Below are 25393 nucleotides of genomic sequence, written 5' to 3'. Positions count from 1 at the left end.
CATTGGGGCCGCAGTGCGGCCCCGCAAGCTCAGGCCTCCTGTGGCTCTGCCAGCTTGTCCGCAGGCTTGGGCAGCGACGAAAGGAATGCCATCACCAGCGCCGCCAGATACGGCAGCGACTGCACCAGCAACATCGCCACCCAGAAGCGCATGTCCGAACTCGGCAGCCCTTGCACCAGGTAGATCCCGGCCGCCGCGCCCCACAGCAGCAACATGATGAACAGCTCTTCCCGCGCCTCGGAAATCGCCACCATCAGTCCATGGCTGTCAGCATTCTTCGGTGTGCGGAAGAACGGCATGCTGCTGGTGAAAAAACCGTACAGCACTGCCTTGGCGATGGTATGCGACAGTGCCAGCCCTGCCAGGGCCGCGGCGAATGCGTCCTTGAGGTTGACCCCGACCGCCCGGCGATAGAGGAAGATGATCTTGCCGACCTTGAAGAAGAACAGCGCCAGCGGCGGAATGGCGAAAATCATCAGCGGCGGGTCGACCCGGTGCGGCACGATGATCATCGCCGCCGACCACAGCAGCGCGCCGACCGTGAAGAAGATGTTCATGCCGTCTGCGATCCACGGCAGCCACCCGGCCAGGAAGTGGTAGCGCTGGCCACGGGTCAATTCGCTGCCCTTGCCGCGCAACAAAGCGCCGGCGTGGTGCTTGATGATCTGGATGGCGCCGTAGGCCCAGCGGAAACGCTGCTTCTTGAAGTCGATGAAGGTGTCGGGCATCAGCCCTTTGCCGTAACTGTTGTGGGCGTACGCCGCGGACAGGCCCTTCTCGAACACGCGCAGGCCCAGTTCGGCATCCTCGCAGATGCACCATTCGGCCCAACCCAGCTCCTCCAGCACACTGCGCCGGGTCATGGTCATGGTGCCGTGCTGGATAATCGCGTCACGGTCGTTGCGGGTGACCATGCCAATGTGGAAAAAGCCCTTGTACTCGCTGTAGCACAGTTTCTTGAAGGCACTCTCGTGCTGGTCGCGGTAGTCCTGGGGCGACTGCACCACGGCGATCTTCGGGTCGGCGAAGTGCGGCACCATGTGCTTGAGCCAGTTGCGGTCCACGCAGTAGTCCGAATCGATGACCGCGATCACTTCGGCGTCCTTGGCCGTGTGCGGAATCAGGTAGTTGAGCGCGCCACCCTTGAAGCCGGCCAGCGGGGCGACGTGGAAGAACTTGAAGCGCTCGCCCAGTTTCTCGCAGTGGGCCTTGAGGGGCTCCCACACGGCAGGGTCCTTGGTGTTGTTGTCGATCACCAGCACTTCGTAATCCGGGTAATCGAGCGCCGCGAGGGCATCGAGGGTCTGCTTGACCATGTCCGGTGGCTCGTTGTAGCACGGCACATGCACCGACACCTTCGGCCGATAGGCGGTATCGGCCTGTACTGGCAGAAACTCGCGACGCCGTTTGTGAATCCACACGGCTTCGGCCAGCTCGTGGGCTTCGGTCAACAGGACGATGAATACCCCCAGTGCGCCGAGCGCCAGCAACACGCCCACGGTCAGGCTGAACCAGGTGCTGTACTGCTGGCTGTAGTCGTAGGCGATCCACACCAGCACCGACCCGCACAGGAAGGTGATGAAGGTCAGGAAGGTGCGCCCGCGCTGGCGCAGGGCCGAGCCATCGATCAGCAGTACGGTGAGCGCGATCATCGCCAGCACCACCGAGGCCACCGCCAGAGCCCGCCATTGCGGGATCGCCACCACCGGCCCGTCGAAGTTGAACTTCTGCTGTCGCTCGGCATTGAATACGCCCCAGTAAGCACCCACGGATCCTTCGTCGCTGGCCTTCCAGGGTTGGTCGTAGGCTTCGATGACGAAGTAGTTGTAGCCTCGCCGGTTCAGGGTATTGACCAGTGTGCGCAGGTAGATGGCCTGGTCAGCCTGAGTGGCGTCGGCACCGCCGCGCATGCGACCGTTGCTCGGCCAGCCCACCTCCGACAGCAGCAATGGCTTGCGCGGGAACTGCTGCTTGAGCTCACGGGCGCGGTCGAGCACGAACTCGACCGAGTCCTTCATCGGCACGAATTCCCAGTAGGGCAGGATGTGTGCGGCAATCAGGTCGACATGCTTGGCGAGCTCGGGGTGTTCCTTCCAGATGTGCCATTGTTCACTGGTGGTGACCGGCACCTTCACCGCGGCGCGCACGCGGTCCAGGTACTGGATGAGCGCCTCGGGCGTGACCTCTTCGCGGAACAGCGCCTCGTTGCCGACGACCACCCGCACCACGCTGCGGGATTTGTTGGCCAGTTCGATGGCCGTGGCGATTTCGCGTTCGTTACGCTCAAGGTCCGGGCTGATCCAGATTCCCAAGGTCACGCGCAGGCCAAGTTCTTCGGCCAGGCGGGGAATGTCGGCCTGGGTGCCCTCGACGGTGTAGATGCGGATGCTGTCGGTCAGCTTGCTCATCTGCTCCAGGTCCTGGCGTATCTCATCGTCGCTGGGGTATTGGCCCTTTTGCGGACTCTCGCCAAGACGGAAGGGCGAGTACGACAAACCAGAGATCTGTTCCGGCCAGGCTGGTGCGGTGACCGGCCGGTTGATAAGCGCCCAGAACCCGGTGAACAGCGCGGCAATGGCCAGCACCACCACCAGATTGAGGCCGAATTTGCGTGAAGACATGTTCGTTCAATTCTGTCGAAGGGATAGGACATTAAAGCAGGGTTGGTAGGTACTTTCCTAACGATGGAGGCCACAAGCGCTCTTGGCCTATAATGCGCGCCGGTTTTTTCGGGGTACCAACATGAGCACAGAAGATCCACGCTTTGCCGGCGTAGCCCGGCTGTACGGCGACGAAGGCCTGCAACGACTGAGCCAGGCCCATGTGGCGGTCGTCGGCATCGGCGGGGTTGGCTCGTGGGCGGCCGAGGCCCTGGCCCGCAGTGGCGTGGGCGAAATCACCCTGTTCGACCTCGACGATGTGTGCGTCAGCAACACCAACCGTCAGGCGCATGCGCTGGAGGGGCAGGTGGGGCGGCCCAAGGTCGACGTCATGGCCGAGCGCCTGCGGGCGATCAACCCTGCCTGCACGGTGCATGCGGTGGCCGACTTCGTCACCCGCGATACCATGGCCGAATACATCACCGAGCAGATGGACTGCGTCATCGACTGCATCGACAGTGTGATGGCCAAGGCCGCGCTGATCGCCTGGTGCCGGCGGCGGAAGATTGCCATCGTCACCACCGGGGGCGCCGGTGGGCAGATCGATCCGACCCAGATCCAGGTCGGCGACCTCAACAAGACCTTCAATGACCCACTGGCGTCACGGGTACGCTCGACCCTTCGCCGCGACTACAACTTCTCGCGCAACGTGAGCCGCAACTATGGCGTACCGTGCGTGTTTTCCAGCGAGCAACTGCGCTATCCGAAGGGCGACGGCAGCGTGTGCCTGCAGAAGAGCTTCGTCGGTGAAGGCGTGCGCCTGGATTGCGCCGGGGGCTTCGGCGCGGTGATGATGGTGACCGCGACGTTCGGCATGGTGGCGGCGAGCAAGGCAATAGAGAAGCTGGTGGCAGGCGCGCGGCGGCCTTCGGAGCGGGTCAAGGCCCAGTAGCCGCAAGCCGACCCCGTAAAGGCCAGCTTGCGCGATCGCTTCAGCGCTGATCCAGCGTCAACTGCGCCATCCGCTGCAACACCGCATGCAGCCCGTTGCTGCGCGACGGCGACAATTGGCGCTCAAGGCCCAGTTGGGTGAACCAGCCTTGCAGATCCAGCCTGCTCAGTTCGCTGGTGGCCAAGCCTTGCACCCGAACCAGCAGCAGCGCCAGCAACCCGCGCAATAAGCGCGCATCGCTGGCCGCCTTGAACTGCCATTGGCCGTCGACCTGAGTGGCCACCAGCCACACCAGGCTCTCACAGCCATGCACCCGATTGCCCTCGGTCTTCTGCGTGTCCTCCAGCGGTTCCAGCCGTTCGCCCCACTGCATCAGCAGTCGTGCCCGCTGCTCCCAGCCGCGCGCTTGTTCGAAGCTCTCCCGCGCCTGGCGCGCCTGCTCTGACAAGTTCATCGCAGCAACTCCAGGCCTTGGTCCAGCGCAGCGAAGAACCGTTGCAGGTCGTCGCTGTCGTTGTAGATCCCCAACGACACCCGAATCGCCCCCTCCAGCCCCAAACCCTTGAGCAGCGGCATTGCGCAATGATGGCCGGCGCGCACGGCGATGCCTTGCTCGGTCAGCAGATGGGCGATATCGGCGTTGTGCACGCCTTCGATGACGAAACTGGCCAAGGCCGCCTGGGGTGTGCCGAGTACACGAATACCGTCGCGGTCCGCCAGGCCTCGCAGCAGGTGCTGGTGCAGGCTCGCTTCGTGGTTCTCGACGGCATGGACGTCGAGGCTGGCGAGGTAATCAAGGGTTGCGCCCAAGCCAATCACGCCGGCAATGGGCGGTGTTCCTGCCTCGAACCCCAGCGGCGCTGGCCGGAAACTGGCGCTCTGATAATCGGCCATTTGCACCATCTCGCCACCGAATTGCCAGTGATGCAGCAGGTCAAGGGCCTGGCGCCGGCCGTAGAGCACGCCAACGCCGTCCGGCCCGTATAGCTTGTGACTGGAGAACACGTAGAAGTCGCAGCCCAGTTGCTGCACGTCATGGCGGCCATGGACCACCCCCTGGGCGCCGTCGACCACCGTGATCGCGCCTTGGGCACGGGCGTGGGCGAGCAAGGCAGGTAGCGGCTGCCAGGTACCCAGTACGTTGGACAACTGGCTGACCGCCAGGACCCGGGTGCGCGGCCCGATCAGTTGCAGGGCCGGGTCAAGGTCGATGCGTCCGTGTGCGTCCAGCGGCAACACCACCAGGCGCAGATTGCGCCGTCGCGCCAGTTGTTGCCACGGCAACAGGTTGGCGTGGTGTTCCAGGGCGCTGACAGCGATTTCGTCACCGGCCTCGAAACGGTGCTCAAGCCCATAGGCCAACAGGTTCAGTGCCGAAGTGGCTCCGTGAGTGAACACGATCTGCTGGGCATCGGCGGCGTTGAGCCAGGCGGCGACCTTGTCCCGGCTGGTTTCGAACGCTTGGGTCGCCAGGGCGCCGGGAAGGTGCTGGGCGCGATGCACATTGGCTGCACCATGACCGTAGTAATGGCTCAGGGCATCGAGCAGCGCCTGGGGTTTCTGGGTGGTGGCGGCGCTGTCCAGGTAGGTCTGGTGCTGCCGTTGCAGGGCGGCGATGGCGGGGAAATCGGCACGCCAGGGGGAGGGCTGGAACATGTTCGCAAGGCCTGGAATGAAAATCGGGTCTGGCATTACGCCAGACCCGATCTTATCACTTCAAACCGTGCAGGGTTCTCAGTTATGGGCGTGCAGCGCCTCATTCAGCTCGATGGCCGACTTGTGGGTCTTGCACTCGACGGCGCCGTTCAGCGAGTTGCGGCGGAACAGCAGGTCGGTCTGACCGGCCAGGTCGCGGGCCTTGACCACTTTGACCAGCTCGTTGTTTTCGTCGAGCAGGTTCACCTTGGTGCCGGCAGTGATGTACAGACCGGCTTCCACGGTGTTGCGATCGCCCAGCGGGATACCGATGCCGGCGTTGGCGCCGATCAGGCAGCCTTCGCCGACCTTGATGACGATGTTGCCGCCACCGGACAGGGTACCCATGGTCGAGCAGCCGCCACCCAGGTCCGAGCCCTTGCCGACGAACACACCAGCCGAGACGCGGCCTTCGATCATGCCCGGGCCTTCGGTGCCGGCGTTAAAGTTGACGAAGCCTTCGTGCATGATGGTGGTGCCTTCGCCGATGTAGGCGCCCAGACGTACACGGGCGGTATCGGCGATACGCACGCCAGCCGGAACCACGTAGTCGGTCATCTTCGGGAACTTGTCCACCGAGAACACTTCCAGCAGCTCGCCCTTCAGGCGTGCTTCCAGTTGCAGCTCAGCCAGCTCGGCCAGGTCAACGGCGCCCTGGTTGGTCCAGGCGACGTTCGGCAGCAGCGGGAAGATGCCGGCCAGGCTTACGCCGTGCGGCTTGACCAGACGGTGCGACAGCAGGTGCAGCTTCAGGTAGGCCTCTGGGGTCGAGGTCAGTGCGGCGTCTTCGGCCAGCAGGGTGGCGACCAGTGGCTTGTGGCTTTCGGCCAGGCGGGTCAGCAGGGCGGCCTGGGCGGCATCGACGCCTTTGAGGGCTTCGGCCAGTTGCGCGGCCTGGGCGTTGCTGAAGGCGATGGCCTGGTTGCCACCTTGGTAACCGAGGATCGGCGCAACGGCGGCGACCAGCTCGGCACTCGGGTTGAGCAGGGGTTGTGCGTAGAAGACTTCGAGCCAGGCGCCCTGGCGGTTCTGGGAGCCGACACCGAAGGCCAGGCTGAACAGGTTATTGGACATGTGATTACCTCGTGCGAAATAGGGGGTGGGCTCAGGCCAGCGCAGCGCCGTACAGGTCAGGCTTGAAGCCAACCAGCGTGCGTGCGCCGAGGTCGAGCACCGGGCGCTTGATCATCGACGGCTGGGCCAGCATCAGCTCCACGGCCTTGGCCTGGTCGAGATCGGCCTTGCTGGCGTCGTCGAGCTTGCGGAAGGTGGTGCCGGCACGGTTGAGGATGACTTCCCAGCCGTGTTCATCGCACCAGCGGTTCAGGCTGTCGCGGTCGATGCCTTGAGTCTTGTAGTCGTGGAATTCGTAGCCGATGGCGTGTTCTTCGAGCCATGTGCGGGCTTTTTTCATGGTGTCACAGGCTTTGATGCCGTAGAGCGTGTAAGTCATCGCGTACATTGGGGTTCAAAGGTGCCCCCAATCTCTCCGTTTTCCGAATGTCAGTCGCGGGATTATGCGGGAACGATTCTTTGAGCGCCACGGGTGTGCATGCCTTGTGTCCTGCAGCACCTCGGAGATTGCCAGGTGCCTGCCTTGAAATTTCGGGCGCTCTATCTCTTGGGCGCCAAGATCTTAAGGCGCACACCTGCCAGCCATGACCCCAGTATCATCATGTTACATATACATTTGCCACCTGCGACTATCGTGCAGCGGTCTCGATTTACCTATCCCCGCTAACATATTGTTTCAATGGCGATGTTTCGCCCTGATGTCGTTTTTGGTTCACAAAGGAAGCTTTCACGGATGCAGTCCGCCTACACCGTCCTCATCCTGCTGACGCTGGTAAGCGTGTCGAAACTGGTCGGGCGAGTCATTCCGCTACCGCTGCCATTGGTGCAGATCGCCGCTGGCGCCTTGCTGGCATGGCCGACCCTGGGCCTGCATGTGGCCCTGGACCCAGAACTGTTTCTGTTCCTGTTCCTGCCACCGTTGCTGTTCGCCGATGGCTGGCGCATTCCCAAGCGTGAGCTGTGGCGTATTCGCGGACCAGTGGTGGCTCTGGCGGTGGGCCTGGTGCTGTTCACCGTGGTCGGCGCCGGATATTTCATCCACTGGCTGTTGCCTACTATCCCGCTGCCGGTAGCGTTCGCGTTGGCAGCCGTGCTTTCGCCCACCGACGCCGTGGCTGTGTCGGCCATCACCCAGGACCGCCTGCCAACCCCGCTCATGCACATGCTGCAGGGCGAGGCGCTGTTGAACGATGCCTCGGGCCTGGTGACCTTCAAGTTCGCCCTGGCAGCGGCGATCACAGGGGCATTCTCGCTTGCCGACGCGGGCATGAGTTTCGTCCTCGTTGCCATCGGTGGCTTGGCGGTGGGGGTCGCGCTTAGTTGGCTGATCGGCCGCCTGCGTGCGTGGATGATCGCCCGGGGCTGGGACGACCCGGCCACCCATGTCGTGTTCATGCTGCTGCTGCCGTTCGCGGCCTACGTATTGGCCGAGCGCCTGGGCGTTTCTGGCATTCTTTCCGCCGTGGCTGCCGGCATGATGCAGAGCTGGCTCGACCTGCTGCCCCGCCAGACCAGCACACGGCTGTTGAACCGCAGTGTCTGGTCGTTGCTGGAGTTCGCCTTCAATGGCCTGATCTTCCTGCTGCTGGGCCTGCAGTTGCCGGACATCATCAAGGCGGTGGTCAGCCATGAGACCACTGTCTGGCCGACCCTGGCCTGGCGCTGTCTCGATGTGCTGGCGATCTTCGCTGCGTTGATACTGCTGCGTTTCGTGTGGGTACAGAGCATCTGGCGAGCGATCGGTGTGGTGCGGCGCTGGCGCGGTAAACCGGACCTGGTGCTGATGCCCACCGCGCGCTCTTGCTGGCTGTTGACTCTGGGCGGCGTGCGCGGTGCCGTGACGCTGGCCGGTGTGATGTCTATCCCGCTGTTGATAGGGGCGGGCAAGGCGTTTCCCGAGCGTGATCTGCTGATTTTCATCGCCGCGGGGGTGATCCTGTTGTCGTTGATCAGCGCGTGCGTCGCCTTGCCGTTCCTGCTGCGGGGCGTTACCAGAAGTCCGGATGAGCGTTTGCACCAGGAAGTGCAGGAAGCCTGGCGGCGCACCGCGGAGGCGGCCATTCATGCCTTGGAGGCAGAAGAAGTGATCGATGCAAGCGCACCCCAGGATGCGGCGCAGGCGACCTTGGCCACGGAGCTGAAGGCGCGGTTGATGGCCGAATACCGGGACGAGCTGGACAGCTACAACGACACCGCCGAAGCGCGGGCACTGGCCGAGCAGATGGACTTGCTGGAGCGGCGACTGCGCTTGCGTGCGCTGCGGGCCCAGCGTCTTGAGCTGTACAACCTGCACCGCCAGCACTTGGTGGGCGATGAGGTCGTGCGCCAAGTGCTGGGCGAGCTGGATCTGAGTGAAGCCAACCTGGGGCAGGTCAAGTAGCGGATCTGTCTGTCGGAGGGCCGCGTGGCGGCCCTTCGTCTTCAGCGGCTTTGCAGGAACTGGCGAATCCGCTCCGCCGCTTCGATACACTCGGCCAGCGGCGCAACCAGGGCCATGCGCACTCGACCAGCCCCTGGATTCACGCCGTTAACTTCACGCGAAAGGTATGAGCCTGGTACCACGGTCACATGCTGGGCCTCGAACAGGTCGCGGGTGAAGTCGGCGTCGCTGCCCGGGACCTTGGCCCACAGGTAGAAACTGCCATCCGGGCGCTGCACGTCCAGCACCGGTTGCAGGATGTCCAGCACGGCGTCGTACTTGGCGCGGTACTGGTCGCGGTTTTCGCGCACATGGGCTTCGTCCTGCCAGGCTGCGATGCTGGCCAGCTGGGTCTGAACCGGCATCGCGCAGCCGTGGTAGGTGCGGTACAGCAAAAACGGCTTGATGATCGAGGCGTCACCGGCCACGAAGCCCGAGCGCAGTCCTGGCAGGTTGGAGCGCTTGGACAGGCTGTGGAACACCACGCAGCGCTTGAAGTCGCTACGGCCAAGCTCGGCGCAAGCGGTCAGCAGGCCAGGTGGCGGGGCGTCCTCGTCGAAGTACAGCTCGCTGTAGCACTCGTCGGCGGCAATCACGAAGTCATGCTCGTCGGCCAGGGCGATCAGTTTCTTCAGGGTGTCCATTGGTACCAGGGCACCTGTCGGGTTGCCCGGGGAGCACAGGAAGAGGATTTGGCAGCGCTTCCAGACCTCGACCGGCACTGCGTCGAAGTCGGGGTTGAATCCGTTGGCTTCCAGGCAGGGCAAGTAGTGCGGCGTGGCCCCGGCCAGCAGGGCCGCGCCTTCGTAGATCTGGTAGAACGGGTTGGGGCTGACCACCAGGCCATCGTCGGCGCGGTTGACCACGGCCTGGGTGAAGGCGAACAGTGCCTCACGGGTGCCGTTCACCGGCAGGATGTGGCGGTCGGCGTCCAGCCAGCCGGTTGGCACGCCAAAGCGGCGCTCGCACCACTGGCCGATGGCCTGGCGCAATGCCGGCAGGCCGATGGTGCTCGGGTACACCGCCAGTTTGTCGAGGTTGTCGGCCATGGCCTTGGCGACGAAGGCCGGCGACTCGTGCTTCGGCTCGCCAATGGACAGGGCGATGGCGCGTTTGTCCGCGGCCGGTTTCACGCTGCCCAGCAGGGCACGGAGTTTCTCGAACGGGTAGGGCTGCAGCTGGGTCAAGGCATGATTCATCGGCGCAAGGTCTCGTCAATCGTTAAAAGGTCACGCGGGTGGGGCTGGCATCGCTGGCCTGGCCAGCCTGCAACTGCTGGACGATCGCTTCCTGCAGGCGGCTGCACAGTTGTGGGTCGGACAGCGGCTGGTTGTCGGCGTCGGTGATGAAGAACACGTCCTCGACCCGTTCGCCGAGGGTGGCGATCTTGGCGTTCTGCAGCGACAGGTCGAACTCCAGGAAGATCCGTCCGATCCGCGCCAGCAGGCCGGGGCGGTCGGGAGCGGTGATTTCCAGGATGGTCACCGGGCGCTGCGCATCGTTGTGGATGGTTACCTGCGGCGCGAAGGTGAAGTGCTTGAGCTGGCGCGGCACCCGGCGCTGGATGATGGTCGGGTAGTCCTCGGGGTTGCGCAGCGCTTCGGTCAGGCCATCGCGGATCTGCTTGACCCGCTGCGGGTTGTCGCCGATCGACCCGCCGTCGTTGTCGAGCACGATGTAGGTGTCGAGGGTGAACTGGCTGCTCGAGGTGATGATCCGGGCATCGTGGATGTTCAGGTTGAGCTGGGACATGGCCGCCACGGTCACGGCGAAGAAGTCGTGTTGGTCAGGGGCATAGATGAAGATCTGCGTCCCGCCCTCGAACTCGCGCTGGGTGGTTTCCTTGATCAACACCAGTGGCCCGCCGTCCGCCGGCTGCTGCAGGATCGCATCACTGTGCCAGGCCACGTCGGCGGCGGTATGGCGCAAGAAATAGTCATCGCCCAGCTGCGACCAGAGCTGCTCGACATCGTCCGGGTCGGTGCCTTCGCGCACCAGGATGTCCAGCGCTGCGGTCTGGGTCTGGCGAATCTGTTCTTCGCGATCCAGCGGGTTTTCCAGGCCCCTGCGCAGGGCACGCTTGGTCTCGGTGTAGAGCTGGCGCAGCAGGCTGGCGCGCCAAGAGTTCCACAGGCTGGGGTTGGTGGCGTTGATGTCGGCCACGGTCAGCACGTAGAGGTAGTCCAGGCGGGTTTCATCGCCGACATGCAGGGCGAAGTCATTGATCACCTGCGGGTCGGACAGGTCCTTGCGCTGGGCGGTGGTGGACATCACCAGGTGGTTCAGCACCAGCCAGGCGATCAGGCGGCTATCCCAGGCTGGGAGTTGGTGGCGCTCGCAGAAGGCCTTGGCGTCCACCGCGCCCAGTTCGGAGTGGTCGCCCTGGCGGCCTTTACCGATGTCATGGTAAAGGCCGGCCAGGTAGATGAGTTCGGGCTTGGGCAGTCGTCCCATGAGCTTGCTGGCCAGCGGGAATTTTTCGGACACTGGCGTGTACTGCAGCTTGCGCAGGTGCTTGATGAGGTTGAGCGTGTGGGCATCGACCGTATAGATATGGAACAGGTCATGCTGCATCTGCCCCACGATCAGGCCGAACTCCGGCAGATAGCGGCCAAGAATGCCGTAGCGGTTCATGCGCCGCAGGTTGCGGTGGATGCCGATTTCGCACTTGAACAGTTCGATGAACAGGCTGGTGTTGCGGATGTCGTGGCGGAACGTTTCGTCGATCAGGTGACGGTGCTCGCGCAGCAGGCGCACGGTGTCGGCGCGTACACCCTTGATTTCCGGGTGCTGGGCCATCAGCACGAAGATTTCCAGCATGGCGAAGGGCGTGCGTTTGAACACGTTCGCATTGACCGCTTCGATATAGCCGTCGTGCAGGCGGAAGCGCGCATTCAGAGGTTGCGTGGCGCCGCTGTCGTCATCGGCGAGGATCACTTCCTCGAAATGCTGGATGATCAGGTCGCACAACTGGCTGATGCTCATGACCACGCGGTAGTACTGCTGCATGAACTGCTCGATGGCCCGCTTGGGGTTCTCGTCGCTGTAGCCCAGTAGCGCGGCGATGCTGCGCTGGTGGTCGAACAGCAGGCGGTCCTCGGCGCGACCGGCCAGCATGTGCAGGGCGTAGCGCACCCTCCACAGGAAGTCCTGGGAGGACGCCAGCAGCTCGTTCTCGCTTTCCAGCAGGAAGCCTTCGCCGGCCAGGGCATGCAGGTTCAGCGTGCCGTACTGGCGTCGAGCCACCCACAGCACGGTCTGGATGTCGCGCAGGCCGCCGGGAGAACCTTTGACATTGGGTTCGAGGTTGTACTCGGTGTCGTTGTACTTGTGGTGGCGGGCCTTGAGTTCGGCGCGCTTGGCCAGGAAGAACTCCTTGCTCGGCCACATGTGTGCGGTGCTGGTGACGTCCAGCATGCGCTGACGCAGGCTCTCCGGGCCGGCAATGGTGCGGCTTTCCATCAGGTTGGTGATTACCGTCAGGTCGGCGCGGGCTTGTTCTGCGCATTCGTCGACGGTACGAACGCTCTGGCCAACTTCCAGGCCGATGTCCCACAACAGGGTGAGGAAGCGCTCGATGGCGTCGCGGTACTGTTCGTGTTCGGCGGCACCCAGCAGAATCAGCAGGTCGATGTCCGAATAGGGGTGCAGTTCACCGCGTCCATACCCACCCACTGCAACCAGGGCGATCCCGCTTTGGTCGCCCCAATCGAACTGGTTCCAGGCTTGTTGCAGGATGTTGTCGACGAGCCAGGCGCGATCCTCGATCAGTCGGCGGATTTCGCGGCCGCTGCGAAAACGCCGGTCAAGCACCTCGCCCGCCTGGCGGATGGCTTTCTTGAAGGCGGCGATAGGGCTCGCCTTGAGGGCCAGTTCCGCCTGGAACTGGCCGCGGTCGAACAGCTCGGGATCCACCTGGGGCATCGCGTCGCGTTCCTGTCTGAGTGTTTGCCTAGTGTGGGCTCAAGCCGAGGTGCGCGGGATGGTATCGTCCTTGCGCAGGGTGAAGATCTCGTAGCCGGTGGCGGTGACCACCAGGGTGTGTTCCCACTGGGCCGAGAGCTTGCGGTCCTTGGTGATGGCGGTCCAGCCGTCGCCCAATACCTTGGTGTCGGCCTTGCCCTGGTTGATCATCGGCTCGATGGTGAAGGTCATGCCTTCCTTGAGCTCCATGCCGGTGCCGGCCTTGCCGTAGTGCAGGATCTGCGGCTCTTCGTGGAACACCTTGCCGATGCCGTGGCCGCAGAACTCGCGCACCACCGAAAAGCCGTTCTTCTCGGCGTGCTTCTGGATGACCTCGCCGATGTCACCCAGGCGGCAGCCCGGCTTGACCAGCTCGATGGCCTTGTACATGCACTCTTGCGTCACCTTGGACAGGCGCTCGGCCCAGGGGGCGACGGTGCCGACGTGGAACATGCGGCTGGTATCGCCGTGGTAGCCATCCTTGATGACGGTCACGTCGATGTTGATGGTGTCACCGTCCTTGAGCGGCTTGTCGTTGGGAATGCCATGGCAGACGACGTGGTTGATCGAGGTGCAGATCGACTTGGGGTAGCCCTTGTAGTTGAGCGGGGCCGGGATGGCCTGCTGGACGTTGACGATGTAGTCGTGGCACAGGCGGTCCAGCTCCTCGGTGGTGACACCGGGCTTGACGTGCTCTTCGATCATTTCGAGCACTTCGGCGGCCAGGCGGCCGGCGATGCGCATCTTCTCGATGTCTTCTGCGGTCTTGATGGTGACGGTCATTGCAGGCTCTCTACGGCGCCATCGATGGCGCGAACAAACGGGAAAGGCCGGATTCTACCAGAGCAGGGCGGCAATCGGTCGGGATAAAGGCGGTCATCCTGCTGTCTATAGAGGGCATTCTGGCCTGAAAGCCAGGGTGCTGCAAAAAACGCTGACGGACGAGACCTTATTCGGGTTCCGTTCGCCTGCGGTCTGTGGTATAAAATGCGCCGCTTTCGGGGACGCCCCCGAGAGTACTAAACCCCACACACGTGTCGACACGATGGCCTGGGTGCCCCGACTCTTCGGAATCGCGGGTTGGTCATTGGGATACGTGGAGGCCCAACCCGACTTATCAAGGAACTATCATGTCCCAAGTCAATATGCGCGATATGCTGAAGGCCGGTGTGCACTTCGGCCACCAGACCCGTTACTGGAACCCGAAAATGGGCAAGTTCATTTTCGGCGCGCGTAACAAGATTCACATCATCAACCTGGAAAAAACCCTGCCGATGTTCAACGACGCTCTGTCGTTCGTAGAGCGCCTGGCCCAGGGCAAGAACAAGATCCTGTTCGTCGGCACCAAGCGTTCCGCCGGCAAGATCGTCGCCGAGCAAGCTGCTCGTTGCGGTTCGCCATACGTTGACCACCGTTGGTTGGGCGGCATGCTGACCAACTACAAAACCATCCGTGCTTCGATCAAGCGTCTGCGCGACCTGGAAACCCAGGCCGAAGATGGCACCTTCGCCAAGCTGACCAAGAAAGAAGCCCTGATGCGCACCCGTGATCTGGAAAAGCTGGATCGCAGCCTGGGCGGTATCAAGGACATGGGCGGCCTGCCTGATGCCCTGTTCGTGATCGACGTTGAGCACGAGCGCATTGCTATCACCGAAGCCAACAAGCTGGGCATCCCGGTCATCGGCGTTGTCGATACCAACAGCAGCCCGGAAGGTGTTGATTTCGTCATCCCAGGTAACGACGACGCCATTCGCGCCATCGAGCTGTACATGACTTCGATGGCTGACGCCGTCATCCGCGGCCGCAACAACGTTGCTGGCGGCACCGAAGTCTACGCTGAAGAAGCGGCTGCACCTGCTGCTGAGTAATTGACGCTTAGCGTCTGACTTGGCACGCAAAAAGGGGGCTTGGCCCCCTTTTTGCCACCTTGAAATCCTGCTGTCAGCAACGGCCCCGCATCATGGGGCGCTGACGATAAAAGCAGTGGATTTGCAGAATTGAACGCCCGTCACAAGCGGGTGGAATGGTTGAAAAACTTTCCAAGAGGATTTTGAAATGGCAGCAATTACTGCAGCGCTGGTCAAAGAACTGCGCGAGCGTACCGGCGAAGGCATGATGGATTGCAAAAAGGCCCTGGAAAAGGCCGGCGGCGACATCGAGAAAGCCATTGACGACATGCGTGCCTCGGGCGCCATCAAGGCCGCCAAGAAGGCTGGCAACGTTGCCGCCGAAGGCGCCATCGCCGTCAAGACCGACGGCAAGGCCGCTGTCCTGCTGGAAGTGAACTCGCAGACCGACTTCCTGGCCCTGCAAGATGACTTCAAGGCCTTCGTTGCTGAAAGCATCGAAGAAGCTTTCGCTCAGAAGCTGACCGACGCCGCTCCGCTGATCGCCTCGCGCGAATCCGCTCGTGAAGCCCTGGTTGCCAAGTGCGGCGAAAACGTCAACATCCGTCGCCTGGTGCGCGTTGAAGGTGACGTTGTCGGTGCTTACCTGCACGGTAACAAGATCGGCGCAGCCGTTGTTCTGAAAGGCGGTGACGTTGAGCTGGCCAAGAACATCGCCATGCACGTCGCAGCTTCGAACCCAGAGTTCCTGCTGCCTTCGGAAGTTTCCCCTGAAGCCATCGAGCGTGAGAAGGGCGTCTTCCTGCAGCTGAACGCTGACAAGATCGCTGGCAAGCCAGAAAACATCGTCGAGAACATGATCAAGGGTCGTATCTCGAAGTTCCTGGCCGAAGCTTCGCTGGTCGAGCAAGCTTTCGTCATGAACCCAGAAGTCAAAGTTGGCGAGCTGGCCAAGAAAGCCGGTGCTGAAATCGTTTCCTTCACCTACTTCAAAGTCGGCGAAGGCATCGAGAAGCCAGTCGACAACTTCGCTGAAGAAGTTGCCGCTCAGGTCGCTGCCGCCAAGCAGTAAGACAGACTCGTCTGTCGCCCCAAAGAGGCTGCCCGCTCACGCGCGCAGCCTCTTTGTCAAAACGGAGACGGGTTTATCGAACCGGTCTCTGCTGGCACCAAAACGGTGCCACGCTACAGTTAGCAGGCTGCAAACAGCCCGCACGGAATTTTCTACAGTACGCCGCAGGAGAGACTCGCAATGGCTCAGCAGGTGAGTGGTCGCCAACCTCGCTATAAACGCATTTTGCTCAAACTTAGCGGCGAGGCCCTGATGGGCTCGGAAGACTTCGGGATCGACCCGAAGGTGCTGGATCGCATGGCCCTGGAAGTCGGCCAATTGGTCGGTATCGGCGTCCAGGTTGGCCTGGTGATCGGCGGTGGTAACCTGTTCCGCGGCGCCGCGCTCAGTGCAGCCGGCATGGATCGCGTCACCGGTGACCACATGGGTATGCTGGCCACCGTGATGAACGCCCTGGCCATGCGCGACGCCTTGGAGCGTTCGAACATCCCGGCCCTGGTCATGTCGGCCATTTCCATGGTCGGTGTCACCGATCATTACGATCGTCGCAAAGCTATTCGCCACCTCAACTCCGGGGATGTGGTAATTTTCTCCGCCGGTACCGGCAATCCGTTCTTCACCACCGACTCCGCAGCCTGTCTGCGCGCCATCGAAATCGATGCCGACGTTGTGCTGAAGGCGACCAAGGTCGATGGTGTGTACACTGCCGATCCATTCAAGGATCCGCATGCCGAGAAGTTCGATCACCTGACCTACGACGAGGTTCTGGATCGCAAGCTCGGCGTTATGGATCTGACCGCAATCTGCCTGTGCCGCGACCACAAGATGCCATTGCGGGTATTCAACATGAACAAGCCTGGCGCCCTGCTGAATATCGTGGTGGGTGGCGCTGAAGGTACTTTGATCGAGGAAGGCGAAGCATGATCAACGACATCAAGAAAGACGCTCAGGAGCGCATGACCAAGTCCATCGAGGCCCTGGGTCGCAACCTGGCGGCGATCCGCACCGGTCGCGCCCACCCAAGCATTCTGGACAGCGTCAAGGTCCCTGCGTGGGGCAGCGAGATGCCGCTGAACCAGGTGGCCGCGATCACCGTCGAAGACGCCCGTACCCTGAAGATCGTCGCCCACGACAAGAACCTCAGCGCCGCCATCGAGAAGGCGATCCTGACCTCCGACCTGGGCCTGAACCCCTCCAGTGCCGGCACCACCATCCGTGTTCCGATGCCTGCCCTGACCGAGGAAACCCGCAAGGGTTACACCAAGCAGGCCAGCGGCGTCGCCGAAGATGCCAAGGTGGCGGTACGTAACGTTCGTCGTGACGCACTCGCCGACCTGAAGAAGCTGACCAAGGACAAGGAAATCAGCGAAGACGAAGAACGCCGCGCCGCGGACGAGATCCAGAAGCTGACCGACAAGTTCGTCGCCGAAATCGACGCTGCGTTCAAAGCCAAGGAAAAGGACCTTATGGCCGTCTAAGGCCGAGGTTTTTTAATGGAAAAGACCAAGCTGGCGGCACTGTCTTCGGTGCCGCGTCACGTCGCGATCATCATGGATGGCAACAATCGCTGGGCGAAGAAGCGTCTGTTGCCCGGCGTTGCCGGGCACAAGGCGGGCGTCGACGCCGTTCGTGCGGTCATCGAAGTGTGCGCGCAGTCCGGGGTCGAGGTGCTGACCCTGTTCGCGTTCTCCAGCGAGAACTGGCAGCGTCCGGCCGATGAGGTAGGGGCGCTGATGGAGTTGTTCTTCTCGGCCCTGCGTCGTGAGGCCAAGCGGCTGAACGAGAACAACATCAGCTTGCGCATCATCGGTGATCGCTCGCGTTTCCATCCTGAGCTGCAGGCGGCCATGCGTGAAGCCGAGGCGCTGACTGCGGGCAACAACCGCTTCATCCTGCAGATCGCCGCCAATTATGGCGGTCAATGGGATATCGCCCAGGCCGCCCAGCGCCTGGCCCGTGAAGTCCAGGCCGGCCACCTGCGTCCGGAGGACATCACGCCTGACTTGTTGCAGACTTGCCTGGCGACGGGGGAGCTGCCTTTGCCCGACCTGTGCATTCGCACCGGCGGCGAGCACCGCATCAGCAACTTCCTACTTTGGCAGCTGGCTTATGCCGAGCTGTATTTCTCCGACCTCTATTGGCCGGACTTCAAACACGAGGCCATGCGCAACGCGTTGGCCGATTTCGCTTCGCGCCAGCGCCGCTTCGGTAAGACCAGCGAGCAGGTCGAGGCTGGAGCTCGTGCTTAATGCTTAAACAACGCATCATTACTGCGCTGATCCTGCTGCCGGTCGCGCTGGGCGGCTTTTTCCTGCTCAACGGCGGGGATTTCGCCCTGTTCATCGGCTTCGTGGTCACCCTTGGTGCCTGGGAGTGGGCGCGCCTGGCCGGGCTGATGGCCCAGCCGCTGCGTATTGCCTACGCCGCCGTGGTTGCCGGGGCGCTGATGCTGCTCTACCTGATGCCCGACCTTGCGCCCTGGGTGCTGGGTGCGGCGGTGATCTGGTGGGGGCTGGCCACCTGGCTGGTGCTCACCTACCCACGCAGCAGCGAGCTTTGGGCCAGCGCCGCCTGCCGATTGCTGATCGGCTTGCTGGTGCTGCTGCCGGCCTGGCAAGGGCTGGTCTTGCTCAAGCATTGGCCGTTGGGCAACTGGTTGATCCTGTCGGTCATGGTGCTGGTCTGGGCGGCCGATATCGGGGCTTATTTCTCCGGGCGTGCTTTCGGCAAGCGCAAGCTGGCTGCGCAGGTCAGCCCAGGCAAGAGCTGGGAAGGCGTCTATGGCGGTCTGGCCCTGTGCCTTCTCATCACCCTGGTGGTGGGTATCAGCCGGGACTGGAGCTTCGGCCAGATCGTCCTGGGGCTGCTGGGCGCTGCGGTAGTGGTCATGTCCTCGGTAGTGGGTGACCTGACCGAGAGCATGTTCAAGCGCCGCTCGGGCATCAAGGACAGCAGCAACCTGCTGCCAGGTCACGGCGGCGTGCTCGATCGCATCGACAGCCTGACGGCGGCGATCCCGATCTTCGCGGTGCTGCTGTGGGCGGCTGAATGGGGTGTGATGTGAGTACGCTGCAACGCATTACCGTACTCGGCGCTACCGGGTCCATTGGCCTTAGCACGCTGGATGTGATCGCTCGCCATCCCGAGCGCTATCGGGTGTTCGCGCTCAGCGGTTATTCGCGTATCGACGAGTTGCTGGCACTGTGCGTTCGCCATGATCCGGTCTATGCAGTGGTGCCGGATGCAGAAAGTGCTGCGCGTCTGCGCGAGGGCCTGGCTGCCGCGCGCTGTGCCACCGAAGTGCTCGAGGGCGAGGCGGGGCTGTGTCAGGTCGCGGCGGCGCAGGAAGTCGATGCGGTGATGGCCGCTATCGTCGGCGCCGCTGGGTTGCGTCCGACCTTGGCTGCCGTCGAGGCAGGCAAGAAGGTGTTGCTGGCCAACAAGGAAGCCTTGGTAATGTCCGGCGCACTGTTCATGGATGCGGTGCGGCGCAGTGGCGCTGTGCTGTTGCCCATCGACAGTGAACACAATGCCATTTTCCAGTGCCTGCCCGGCGACTACGGTCGTGGGCTGGTTCAGGTCGGGGTGCGGCGCATCCTCCTGACGGCGTCGGGCGGCCCATTCCGCGAGACGCCCCAGGCGGCCCTGGCCAATGTCACGCCGGAGCAGGCCTGTGCCCACCCTAACTGGTCCATGGGGCGCAAGATTTCCGTGGACTCGGCCAGCATGATGAACAAGGGCCTGGAGCTGATCGAAGCATGCTGGTTGTTCGATGCAGCGCCGGCCAAGGTCGAAGTGGTGGTTCACCCGCAGAGCGTGATCCACTCGTTGGTGGATTATGTCGACGGTTCGGTGCTGGCCCAGCTGGGCAATCCAGACATGCGCACGCCCATAGCAAACGCCCTGGCCTGGCCCGAGCGGATCGACTCCGGGGTAGCCCCGCTGGACTTGTTCGCCATCGCTCGTCTGGATTTCCAGGCGCCCGACGAACAACGCTTCCCTTGCTTGCGCCTGGCGCGGCAGGCTGCCGAGGCGGGCAACAGTGCGCCTGCCGTGCTCAATGCGGCCAACGAAGTGGCGGTCGAGGCATTTCTCCAGCGGCGCATCCGCTTTCCAGAAATCGCGAGTATGATCGAACAGGTGCTTGACCAGGAGCCAGTGGTCTCGCTGCCGTCGCTGGATGCGGTGTTCGCTGCCGACCAGCGCGCCCGGGAACTGTCCCGTGAGTGGTTGAGGCGCCACGGCCGCTGATGCAGGCCTTGCTCCAGGTTCCGCTGAACGTCATTCGGAGATGGATATGACTGCGCTCTACATGATTATCGGCACCCTGGTGGCCTTGGGTGTATTGGTCACTTTCCACGAGTTCGGCCACTTCTGGGTGGCCCGACGCTGTGGCGTCAAGGTGCTGCGCTTCTCCGTGGGGTTCGGCACACCGTTGATTCGCTGGCATGACCTCCATGGCACCGAGTTCGTGGTGGCGGCGATCCCGCTGGGCGGCTACGTCAAGATGCTCGACGAACGCGAGGGTGAAGTGCCGCCAGCGCTGATCGAGCAGTCGTTCAATCGCAAATCCGTCCGTCAGCGTATCGCCATCGTGGCGGCGGGGCCGATCGCCAACTTCCTGCTGGCCATTTTCTTCTTCTGGCTGCTGGCCATGCTCGGCACCCAGCAGATCCGTCCGGTCATCGGTGCGGTCGAGTCCGGTAGCCTGGCGGCTTCGGCGGGCTTGGTCGCTGGTCAGGAAATCGTATCCATCGACGGAAAACCGACCAGTGGCTGGTCGGCAGTCAACCTGCAGCTGGTTCGGCGCCTGGGCGAGAGCGGCACCCTGCAAGTCGGCGTGCGCGACGAAGGAGCCACGGTCGAGCGTCAGTACCAGATCACGCTCGCGGGTTGGCTCAAGGGCGCCGACGAGCCGGACCCGATCCAGTCCCTGGGCTTGCGTCCATGGCGTCCGGCCATTTCGCCGGTTCTGGCTGAAATCGATCCAAAGGGGCCGGCCGCAGCGGCCGGGCTCAAAAGTGGTGACAAATTGTTGGCCGTCGATGGCGTGACGGTGAGCGACTGGCAGCACGTGGTCGACACCGTGCGCGCACGCCCCGAAGCCAAGGTGTTGCTGCGTGTGGAGCGTGATGGCGCGCCGCTGGACGTCCCGGTGACGCTGGCCCGGCGCGGCGAAGGCAAAGCCTCCGGCGGCTACCTGGGGGCAGGAGTCAAGGGCGCCGAATGGCCCGCCAGCATGCTGCGCGAAGTCAGCTATGGCCCGCTCGAGGCAGTGGGCGAGGGCTTGTCGCGCACCTGGAACATGAGTGTGCTAACCCTCGAATCGCTAAAGAAAATGCTGTTCGGGGAGCTCTCGGTAAAAAACTTGAGCGGACCGATAACCATTGCTAAAGTGGCGGGCGCTTCGGCCCAGTCCGGCGTGGGGGATTTCCTGAATTTCCTGGCCTACCTGAGCATAAGCCTGGGGGTTCTTAACCTGCTGCCCATCCCGGTACTGGATGGGGGGCATTTGCTGTTTTACCTGGTCGAGTGGGCGCGCGGTCGTCCGCTGTCGGATCGGGTGCAAGGTTGGGGGGTCCAGATCGGTATCAGTTTGGTCATTGGGGTGATGTTGCTCGCCCTGATCAACGATCTGGGTCGACTATAAAAGATTCGCTCAATTGCGAACCTGCCGTTTTCATACGGCGGGTGGTTTATTGCCAGTTGGAATAAAAGGACTTCATGAAACGTCTGCTGCTAACTGCGGTCCTCTCCGCACTGATGATCGCTGAAGTTCACGCCGAGTCCTTCACCATCTCCGATATTCGTGTCAACGGCCTGCAGCGGGTGTCCGCCGGCAGCGTCTTTGGCGCCTTGCCCCTGAACGTGGGCGATCAGGCCGATGACCGACGCCTGGTGGAATCCACCCGCTCGCTGTTCAAGACCGGTTTCTTCCAGGACATCCAGCTGAACCGCGACGGCAATGTCCTGATCATCAACGTGGTCGAGCGCCCCTCGGTGTCGAGCATCGAGATCGAAGGCAACAAGGCGATCAGCACCGAAGACCTGATGAAGGGCCTGAAGCAGTCGGGCCTGGCCGAAGGCGAGATCTTCCAGCGAGCCACCCTCGAAGGCGTGCGTAACGAACTGCAGCGCCAGTACGTGGCCCAGGGCCGCTACTCGGCCGAGGTCGACGCCGAGGTGGTGCCGCAGCCGCGCAACCGTGTGGCGTTGAAGATCAAGATCAACGAAGGCACCGTGGCGGCCATCCAGCACATCAACATCGTCGGCAACACCGTGTTCGACGATGAAGAGCTGGCGCAGCTGTTCGAGCTCAAGACCACCAACTGGCTGTCGTTCTTCAAGAACGATGACAAGTATGCCCGCGAGAAGCTCTCCGGTGACTTGGAACGCCTGCGTTCCTACTACCTGGACCGCGGCTACATCAACATGGACATCGCCTCCACCCAGGTGTCCATCACCCCGGACAAGAAGCACGTCTACATCACGGTCAACGTCAACGAGGGCGAGAAGTACACCGTCCGTGACGTGAAGCTGTCGGGTGACCTGAAGGTGCCGGAAGACCAGGTCAAGTCGCTGCTGCTGGTGCAGCCGGGCCAGGTGTTCTCGCGCAAGGTCATGACCACCACCTCCGACCTGATCACCCGCCGCCTGGGTAACGAGGGCTACACTTTCGCCAACGTCAACGGCGTGCCTCAGCCGCACGACGAAGACCACACCGTGGACATCATGTTCGTGGTCGACCCGGGCAAGCGTGCCTACGTCAACCGCATCAACTACCGCGGCAACACCAAGACCGAAGACGAAGTGCTGCGTCGCGAGATGCGCCAAATGGAAGGTGGCTGGGCGTCGACCTACCTGATCGACCAGTCCAAGACCCGCCTGGAACGTCTGGGCTTCTTCAAGGAAGTCAACGTCGAGACCCCACCGGTGCCGGGCACCGATGACCAGGTCGACGTCAACTACAGCGTCGAGGAACAGGCCTCCGGCTCGATCACCGCCAGCGTCGGTTTTGCCCAGAGCGCCGGCCTGATCCTGGGAGGCTCGATCAGCCAGACCAACTTCCTGGGTACCGGTAACAAGGTGTCCATCGGCCTGACCCGTTCGGAATACCAGACCCGCTACAACTTCGGCTTCGTGGACCCCTACTTCACTGCCGACGGCGTCAGCCTGGGCTACAACGCCTTCTATCGCAGCACCGACTACGATGACCTCGACGTCGACGTGGCCAGCTATGCGGTCGACAGCCTGGGTGCCGGTGTCAGCCTCGGCTACCCGATCAGCGAAACTTCGCGCCTGACCTACGGCCTGACCGTGCAGCAGGACAAGATCAAGACTGGCCGTTACACCGTCGACGAGATCTTCGATTTCCTCGAGCAGGAAGGCGACAACTTCCTGAACTTCAAGGCCTCGGTCGGTTGGTCCGAGTCGACCCTGAACAAAGGCGTGCTGGCGACCCGTGGTCACTCCCAGAGCCTGACCTTCGAGACGACTGTTCCTGGCAGCGACCTGTCGTTCTACAAGCTCGACTACCGCGGCCAGCTGTTCAAGCCGATCACCAACGACTACACCCTGCGCCTGCACACTGAATTGGGCTATGGTGATGGTTTCGGTGGTACTTCCGGCCTGCCATTCTATGAAAACTACTACGCGGGTGGTTTCAACTCCGTACGTGGCTTCAAGGACAGCAGCCTCGGTCCGCGCAGTACCCCGAGCGACGGTACCAACCCGGGCACCGTGAAAGACCCGGACCAGGACCCGCTGCCGTTCGGTGGCAACGTGTTGGTCCAGGGTGGTGTCGAGTTGCTGTTCCCGCTGCCATTCGTGAAGGACCAGCGTTCGCTGCGCACCTCCGTGTTCTGGGACGTGGGTAACGTGTTCGATACCAACTGCGGCAGCAAGCCTGACTGCGAGAAGGTTGGCTTCTCCGGCATGGCCAGCTCGGTCGGCCTGGGTGTCACCTGGATCACTGCCCTGGGCCCGTTGAGCTTCAGCCTGGCAATGCCGGTCAAGAAGCCGGACGACGCCGATACCCAGGTGTTCCAATTCTCTCTGGGCCAGACCTTCTAAGGTCGGCCCTTGCTTAACGACAACGGTTTATCCAGGAGTGCATCGTGCGTAAGTTGACTCAACTGGCCGTAGTGGCCGCGGCGCTGGTCGCCACCCCGGCTTTCGCCGAAATGAAGGTTGCCGTGCTGAACTATCAGATGGCCCTGCTCGAATCCGATGCCGCCAAGAAGTACGCGGTTGATGCCGAGAAGAAGTTCGGCCCGCAACTGACCAAGCTCAAGTCCCTGGAAAGCAGCGCCAAAGGTATCCAGGACCGCCTGATCAAGGGCGGCGACAAGATGCAGCAGCAGGAGCGTGAGCGCCTGGAGCTCGAATTCAAGCAGAAAGCCCGTGACTTCCAGTTCCAGTCCAAAGAACTGAACGAAGCCAAGGCCGTTGCTGACCGCGACATGCTCAAGCAGCTCAAGCCGAAGCTCGATGGTGCCGTCGAGGAAGTAATCAAGAAGGGCGGTTACGACCTGGTTCTGGAGCGCGGTGCGGTCATCGATGTCAAACCTCAGTACGACATCACCCGCCAAGTCATCGAGCGCATGAACCAAGCCCGTTGATATGACCGTGACCATGACGCTCGGCCAGTTGGCCGAAGCGCTCGGGGCGACCCTCAAGGGGCCCGAGGCGCTGCAAATTACCGGACTGGCCACCTTGCAGGAGGCCGGCCCTGGTCAATTGAGCTTCCTTGCCAATCCGCAGTACCGCAAATACCTGGATAACAGCCAGGCAGCGGCGGTATTGCTGAAGGCCGCGGACGCCGAAGGCTTTGCTGGTAACGCCCTGATCGTGGCCGACCCGTACCTTGCCTACGCGCGCATTTCCCACCTGTTCGATCCCAAGCCCAAGGCTGAGGCGGGTATTCATCCCAGCGCCGTGGTGGCAGAGGATGCCCAGGTGGATGCCAGTGCCAGCATCGGGCCATTCGTGGTCATCGAGAGCGGTGCGCGTATTGGTGCCAATGTGAGCATCGGTGCGCACTGTGTGATTGGTGCGCGCAGCGTGGTGGGCGAGGGCGGCTGGTTGGCGCCGCGCGTCACCCTGTACCACGATGTGACCATTGGCAAGCGTGTGGTCATTCAGTCAGGCGCGGTGATCGGAGGTGAAGGCTTCGGCTTTGCCAACGAGAAGGGTGTCTGGCGCAAGATTGCCCAGATTGGCGGCGTCACCATTGGTGATGACGTGGAAATTGGCGTCAATACCGCGGTCGACCGTGGTGCGCTGTCCGATACGCGCATCGCCGATGGCGTCAAGCTCGACAATCAGATCCAGATCGCCCACAACGTGCAGATCGGCGAACACACGGCCATGGCGGCCTGTGTCGGGATTTCCGGCAGCACGCGTATTGGCAAGCACTGCACCATCGCCGGTGGCGTCGGCATGGTTGGCCATATCGATGTCTGCGACAACGTATTCGTGTCTGGAATGACCATGGTCACCCGTTCGATCACTGAACCGGGCGCCTATTCTTCCGGCACGGCCATGCAGCCGTTGGCTGACTGGCGCAAGAGTGCGGCGCGTATTCGCCAGCTGGACGACATGTCCAAGCGTCTCCAGCAGTTGGAAAAACGTGTCGATACCGTGACCTCAGGTGATCAGCCGGCATCAGAAGGCTGATACCATTTCCTGAGCGAGCGTGAACAGTCGCTAGCTGGCTCCTCTTTGGATTTGCAAAAGGAGCGTGTGGTCAGCACCTGCGCTCCCTATTCT

21 protein-coding genes are annotated in these 25393 nt (G+C 62.5%); 13 read left to right on the top strand and 8 right to left on the bottom strand.

What is annotated here, in order from left to right; genetic code table 11:
• Positions 1-29 precede the first annotated feature (29 nt).
• A complete protein-coding gene (locus tag VXM67_RS21130) occupies positions 30-2621 on the bottom strand; it encodes a glycosyltransferase (protein WP_023381984.1) in 2592 nt (863 codons plus the stop codon).
• A gap of 121 nt (positions 2622-2742) precedes the next feature.
• On the opposite strand from VXM67_RS21130, the gene tcdA reads away from it, so the two are divergent.
• Entirely contained in the window at positions 2743-3552 is an 810-nt protein-coding gene (gene tcdA / locus VXM67_RS21125; protein WP_049818684.1) for a tRNA cyclic N6-threonylcarbamoyladenosine(37) synthase TcdA, read from the top strand.
• A 40-nt stretch (positions 3553-3592) separates the two neighbouring features.
• Here the strand turns inward: tcdA and VXM67_RS21120 are convergent, their stop codons facing one another.
• The 4 genes from VXM67_RS21120 to VXM67_RS21105 all read right to left on the bottom strand — a co-directional run bounded on the left by VXM67_RS21120 (position 3593) and on the right by VXM67_RS21105 (position 6700).
• Positions 3593-4006 carry a SufE family protein gene (locus VXM67_RS21120; protein ID WP_367237354.1) on the bottom strand — a complete coding sequence of 138 codons (414 nt, stop codon included), beginning with the start codon at positions 4004-4006 and terminating at the stop codon, positions 3593-3595.
• The gene (locus VXM67_RS21115) at positions 4003-5208 is read right to left on the bottom strand and encodes a cysteine desulfurase (protein ID WP_023381981.1); all 1206 of its coding nucleotides are present in this window, start codon (positions 5206-5208) and stop codon (positions 4003-4005) included. Before VXM67_RS21115 ends, VXM67_RS21120 begins: the two co-directional genes overlap by 4 nt.
• Before the next feature lie 78 nt (positions 5209-5286).
• A complete protein-coding gene (gene dapD, locus VXM67_RS21110) occupies positions 5287-6321 on the bottom strand; it encodes a 2,3,4,5-tetrahydropyridine-2,6-dicarboxylate N-succinyltransferase (protein ID WP_023381980.1) in 1035 nt (344 codons plus the stop codon).
• A gap of 31 nt (positions 6322-6352) precedes the next feature.
• The gene (locus tag VXM67_RS21105) at positions 6353-6700 is read right to left on the bottom strand and encodes an ArsC family reductase (RefSeq protein WP_023381979.1); all 348 of its coding nucleotides are present in this window, start codon (positions 6698-6700) and stop codon (positions 6353-6355) included.
• Between the two features lie 354 nt (positions 6701-7054).
• Here VXM67_RS21105 and VXM67_RS21100 point away from each other — a divergent pair, with 354 nt between their 5' ends.
• Positions 7055-8701, top strand: coding sequence for a Na+/H+ antiporter (locus tag VXM67_RS21100; protein WP_023381978.1), 1647 nt, complete (start codon positions 7055-7057; stop codon positions 8699-8701).
• Positions 8702-8742: 41 nt separating this feature from the next.
• Here VXM67_RS21100 and dapC read toward each other — a convergent pair whose 3' ends face one another.
• From dapC to map, 3 genes are read right to left on the bottom strand one after another with little or no spacing between them, the layout of a single operon-like run.
• Positions 8743-9939 carry a succinyldiaminopimelate transaminase gene (gene dapC / locus VXM67_RS21095; protein WP_104883373.1) on the bottom strand — a complete coding sequence of 399 codons (1197 nt, stop codon included), beginning with the start codon at positions 9937-9939 and terminating at the stop codon, positions 8743-8745.
• A gap of 22 nt (positions 9940-9961) precedes the next feature.
• Positions 9962-12664: a [protein-PII] uridylyltransferase gene (locus VXM67_RS21090; RefSeq protein ID WP_023381976.1), complete on the bottom strand. Its 2703-nt coding sequence runs from the start codon at positions 12662-12664 to the stop codon at positions 9962-9964.
• Between the two features lie 39 nt (positions 12665-12703).
• Positions 12704-13486 carry a type I methionyl aminopeptidase gene (gene map, locus VXM67_RS21085; protein WP_023381975.1) on the bottom strand — a complete coding sequence of 261 codons (783 nt, stop codon included), beginning with the start codon at positions 13484-13486 and terminating at the stop codon, positions 12704-12706.
• 347 nt (positions 13487-13833) lie between these two features.
• Between map and rpsB the strand changes: the two genes are divergently transcribed.
• The 11 genes from rpsB to lpxD all read left to right on the top strand — a co-directional run bounded on the left by rpsB (position 13834) and on the right by lpxD (position 25300).
• The gene (gene rpsB, locus VXM67_RS21080; RefSeq protein ID WP_023381974.1) at positions 13834-14571 is read left to right on the top strand and encodes a 30S ribosomal protein S2; all 738 of its coding nucleotides are present in this window, start codon (positions 13834-13836) and stop codon (positions 14569-14571) included.
• A 187-nt stretch (positions 14572-14758) separates the two neighbouring features.
• Positions 14759-15622: a translation elongation factor Ts gene (tsf, locus tag VXM67_RS21075; protein WP_023381973.1), complete on the top strand. Its 864-nt coding sequence runs from the start codon at positions 14759-14761 to the stop codon at positions 15620-15622.
• Positions 15623-15802: 180 nt separating this feature from the next.
• Positions 15803-16546, top strand: a complete 744-nt coding sequence (gene pyrH / locus VXM67_RS21070) for a UMP kinase (protein WP_023381972.1) — start codon at positions 15803-15805, stop codon at positions 16544-16546.
• On the top strand, positions 16543-17100 hold the full coding sequence (gene frr, locus VXM67_RS21065; protein ID WP_023381971.1) for a ribosome recycling factor: 558 nt from the start codon (positions 16543-16545) through the stop codon (positions 17098-17100). Before pyrH ends, frr begins: the two co-directional genes overlap by 4 nt.
• Positions 17101-17115: 15 nt before the next feature.
• Positions 17116-17871: a polyprenyl diphosphate synthase gene (uppS, locus tag VXM67_RS21060; RefSeq protein WP_023381970.1), complete on the top strand. Its 756-nt coding sequence runs from the start codon at positions 17116-17118 to the stop codon at positions 17869-17871.
• The gene (locus VXM67_RS21055) at positions 17871-18686 is read left to right on the top strand and encodes a phosphatidate cytidylyltransferase (protein ID WP_023381969.1); all 816 of its coding nucleotides are present in this window, start codon (positions 17871-17873) and stop codon (positions 18684-18686) included. The genes uppS and VXM67_RS21055 overlap by 1 nt, the downstream gene beginning before the upstream one ends.
• Positions 18683-19873, top strand: a complete 1191-nt coding sequence (gene ispC / locus VXM67_RS21050; protein ID WP_023381968.1) for a 1-deoxy-D-xylulose-5-phosphate reductoisomerase — start codon at positions 18683-18685, stop codon at positions 19871-19873. Before VXM67_RS21055 ends, ispC begins: the two co-directional genes overlap by 4 nt.
• A gap of 46 nt (positions 19874-19919) precedes the next feature.
• Positions 19920-21272 carry an RIP metalloprotease RseP gene (gene rseP / locus VXM67_RS21045; RefSeq protein WP_367237353.1) on the top strand — a complete coding sequence of 451 codons (1353 nt, stop codon included), beginning with the start codon at positions 19920-19922 and terminating at the stop codon, positions 21270-21272.
• Between the two features lie 74 nt (positions 21273-21346).
• Complete coding sequence (gene bamA, locus VXM67_RS21040) at positions 21347-23695, top strand: outer membrane protein assembly factor BamA (protein WP_023381966.1); 2349 nt, start codon at positions 21347-21349, stop codon at positions 23693-23695.
• A 44-nt stretch (positions 23696-23739) separates the two neighbouring features.
• Complete coding sequence (locus VXM67_RS21035; protein WP_015269197.1) at positions 23740-24243, top strand: OmpH family outer membrane protein; 504 nt, start codon at positions 23740-23742, stop codon at positions 24241-24243.
• Between the two features lies 1 nt (position 24244).
• Positions 24245-25300 carry a UDP-3-O-(3-hydroxymyristoyl)glucosamine N-acyltransferase gene (gene lpxD, locus VXM67_RS21030; protein ID WP_023381965.1) on the top strand — a complete coding sequence of 352 codons (1056 nt, stop codon included), beginning with the start codon at positions 24245-24247 and terminating at the stop codon, positions 25298-25300.
• The last annotated feature ends 93 nt before the right edge of the window (positions 25301-25393 follow it).

Origin of the sequence: Pseudomonas sp. Rh2, assembly GCF_040762985.1 — a bacterium.
Classification (GTDB): Bacteria; Pseudomonadota; Gammaproteobacteria; order Pseudomonadales; family Pseudomonadaceae; genus Aquipseudomonas; species Aquipseudomonas taiwanensis.
The sequence above is the reverse complement of the archived record's forward strand: the minus strand, read 5'-3'. Positions and strand labels throughout refer to the sequence as shown.

Excerpts from the sequence above, each read along its gene's own strand:
- lpxD (WP_023381965.1), top strand. The coding sequence starts at position 24,245 with ATGACCGTGACCATGACGCTCGGCCAGTTGGCCGAAGCGCTCGGGGCG.
- dapD (WP_023381980.1), bottom strand. The coding sequence starts at position 6,321 with ATGTCCAATAACCTGTTCAGCCTGGCCTTCGGTGTCGGCTCCCAGAAC.
- bamA (WP_023381966.1), top strand. The coding sequence starts at position 21,347 with ATGAAACGTCTGCTGCTAACTGCGGTCCTCTCCGCACTGATGATCGCT.
- rseP (WP_367237353.1), top strand. The coding sequence starts at position 19,920 with ATGACTGCGCTCTACATGATTATCGGCACCCTGGTGGCCTTGGGTGTA.
- rpsB (WP_023381974.1), top strand. The coding sequence starts at position 13,834 with ATGTCCCAAGTCAATATGCGCGATATGCTGAAGGCCGGTGTGCACTTC.
- dapC (WP_104883373.1), bottom strand. The coding sequence starts at position 9,939 with ATGAATCATGCCTTGACCCAGCTGCAGCCCTACCCGTTCGAGAAACTC.
- VXM67_RS21090 (WP_023381976.1), bottom strand. The coding sequence starts at position 12,664 with ATGCCCCAGGTGGATCCCGAGCTGTTCGACCGCGGCCAGTTCCAGGCG.
- map (WP_023381975.1), bottom strand. The coding sequence starts at position 13,486 with ATGACCGTCACCATCAAGACCGCAGAAGACATCGAGAAGATGCGCATC.
- uppS (WP_023381970.1), top strand. The coding sequence starts at position 17,116 with ATGGAAAAGACCAAGCTGGCGGCACTGTCTTCGGTGCCGCGTCACGTC.
- tcdA (WP_049818684.1), top strand. The coding sequence starts at position 2,743 with ATGAGCACAGAAGATCCACGCTTTGCCGGCGTAGCCCGGCTGTACGGC.
- pyrH (WP_023381972.1), top strand. The coding sequence starts at position 15,803 with ATGGCTCAGCAGGTGAGTGGTCGCCAACCTCGCTATAAACGCATTTTG.
- tsf (WP_023381973.1), top strand. The coding sequence starts at position 14,759 with ATGGCAGCAATTACTGCAGCGCTGGTCAAAGAACTGCGCGAGCGTACC.
- frr (WP_023381971.1), top strand. The coding sequence starts at position 16,543 with ATGATCAACGACATCAAGAAAGACGCTCAGGAGCGCATGACCAAGTCC.
- VXM67_RS21055 (WP_023381969.1), top strand. The coding sequence starts at position 17,871 with ATGCTTAAACAACGCATCATTACTGCGCTGATCCTGCTGCCGGTCGCG.
- VXM67_RS21115 (WP_023381981.1), bottom strand. The coding sequence starts at position 5,208 with ATGTTCCAGCCCTCCCCCTGGCGTGCCGATTTCCCCGCCATCGCCGCC.
- VXM67_RS21130 (WP_023381984.1), bottom strand. The coding sequence starts at position 2,621 with ATGTCTTCACGCAAATTCGGCCTCAATCTGGTGGTGGTGCTGGCCATT.
- VXM67_RS21105 (WP_023381979.1), bottom strand. The coding sequence starts at position 6,700 with ATGACTTACACGCTCTACGGCATCAAAGCCTGTGACACCATGAAAAAA.
- VXM67_RS21100 (WP_023381978.1), top strand. The coding sequence starts at position 7,055 with ATGCAGTCCGCCTACACCGTCCTCATCCTGCTGACGCTGGTAAGCGTG.
- VXM67_RS21120 (WP_367237354.1), bottom strand. The coding sequence starts at position 4,006 with ATGAACTTGTCAGAGCAGGCGCGCCAGGCGCGGGAGAGCTTCGAACAA.